The sequence below is a fragment of the Cyanobium sp. LEGE 06143 genome (assembly GCF_015207535.1).
Lineage (GTDB): Bacteria > Cyanobacteriota > Cyanobacteriia > PCC-6307 > Cyanobiaceae > NIES-981.
This window is the reverse complement of the sequence record NZ_JADEWP010000294.1, coordinates 1-2,023: the sequence shown is the minus strand read 5'-3', so window position 1 is coordinate 2,023 and position 2,023 is coordinate 1. Positions and strand designations below refer to the sequence as shown.

The window sequence follows — 2,023 nt, the reverse complement described above, 5'->3', positions numbered from 1 at the left end:
ATGTTAATCAGGAAGTGATTGGGGGCATTATCCGGTAACTGGGCCTGCCAGTCGTCGAGCAAAGAAGTGCGCACCAGGATCAGCGTGGCCGCCAGCATCAATGTCATGGCAAACACCGCCATTTGCGCCATGCTGGCCTGTCGATGCCGGTACAGGCCCACCAGCGCCAGGCGCCAGGCGTTGCCGCCGCCACGTACACGGCGCAGAACCGCCACCATCAGGCCACCGACCAGCGCCAACACCGCCAACAGGAGTGCCAGGCCGCCCAACAAGGCAAACACCAGCGCAACCTCGCCAGCGTATAACCAGACCAGACCGAACACGGCGAGAATCGCAATCGCAATATCGGGGATCGCGTCTCGCCCACTTTCCCCGGGCTGCGCCCTCAGAACCCGCATCGCAGCCACATTGCGCAGCCGGCGAATGGGCGGATAGGCAAACGCGAACAGGGAAACCAGAGCCGTAAGCAAGGCGGGTACCAGGGCCGAAGGCGCCAGATGGAAATCGACCGGCTGCTCCAGCACGTCGCTCAACAGGCGAACCAGAACCCAGAACAGCGGCAGCGCCACCAGCAGGCCACCAATCACACCGGCGATACCCCACAGCGCCAACCGGCGCAGGTAAAGGCCGCCAATTCCCCGGCTCGACAGCCCCAGGGTTTTAAGAAGTGCCACGGTATCCCGCTGAGACAAGGCGTACTGACGGCTGGCAACCGCCACGGCCACCGCCGCCAGCAGGACCGCCAGGCTGCCACCGAGCAACAGGAAACGTTCAGCACGCTCCAGGGATCGGGAGAAGGTTTCGCCATCGCGCACACTTTCCCATTCATGGCTCGGTTCCAGCTGTGGCTCCAGCCATTGATAGTAGTCGTCAAGCAGGTTGTCAGGCCCGGCGAACAGATACACGTATTCAGCGCGGCTGCCTTCCTGTATCACGCCGGTGCCGGGCACGTCGTCCACATGAATCATCACACGCGGGGCCAGGGAAGATAGCCTGAAGCCGCCATCTGGCTCCCGTATCAGCAGACTGGTGATCTCAAGTTCAAGATTGCCCACCTCGAGCGTTTCACCAATCTCCAGCTCCAGCAATCGCAGCAACCGGGGGTTTACCCAGATCTCGCCCCTCCCGGGGCCGGCCCCTACGGTTTGGCGCGGGGCATCAGAGCCTGGCTGGATTTCGATCTCGCCACGCAGGGGATACTCATCACTGACGGCCTTGACGGAAACCAGCTGGAACCCACCTTCACCAAATACCATGGTGGAGAATTCAATCAGCTGGCCGGTCTCCAGGCCCCGATCACGGGCTTCGTCAATCCATTCAGCCGGCACTGGCCGGCCATTCTCCGCCTCAAGCTGGCGATCCGCCGCCAGGAAAGAGCTGGCCGAGGAGACCAGGGTTCGCTGCAGCTGGTTGGCGAACAGGGCAATGGTAGCCACGGTTGCCACGGCAATCACCAGGGCCACCAGCACAACCCGCACATCACGCTCGCGCCAGTCCCGGCGCACCGACATCAGTTTTTTTGCAGCCGCCATCAGTCAGCCAACTCCCGGGCCGCTTCCGGCTCTGTCAGTACACCGGCTTCAATGTGAAGCTGCCGGCCGCATCGCGCTGCCAGGTGTTCATCGTGGGTGACCATGACCAAGGTGGTGCCTTGCTCCCGGTTCAGATCCATCAGCAGATCCGACACCGCCTGCCCGGTGCGGTTATCCAGGTTGCCGGTGGGCTCATCCGCAAACAGAATAACCGGGTCGGAAGCGAAAGCCCGGGCGATGGCTACCCGCTGCTGTTCACCTCCGGATAACTGCCGTGGCGTATGGCTCAGGCGCTCGCCCAGCCCTACCCGCTCAAGCAGTTCTTTGGCCCGCGCCTCCGGCGATTCCATCCCTGCCAGCTCGAGGGGCAACATTACGTTCTCCAGCGCGCTCAGCGCCGGCAACAGCTGGAATGACTGGAACACGAAGCCAACCCGGCTCGCCCGGAGCTGTGCTCGCTGGTCTTCCGTCAGGCTACTGATTTCAGTATC

General features: G+C 62.7%; 2 protein-coding genes. Both read right to left on the bottom strand.

Annotated features, from left to right (window positions below):
- Nucleotides 1–1,532: ABC transporter permease (locus IQ216_RS13700; protein WP_193815910.1), on the bottom strand; the 1,532-nt coding region annotated here is incomplete at its 3' end.
- Nucleotides 1,532–2,023 (bottom strand): ABC transporter ATP-binding protein (locus IQ216_RS13695; RefSeq protein ID WP_193815909.1); only part of this gene is annotated, 492 nt, incomplete at its 5' end. The genes IQ216_RS13695 and IQ216_RS13700, both read right to left, overlap by 1 nt.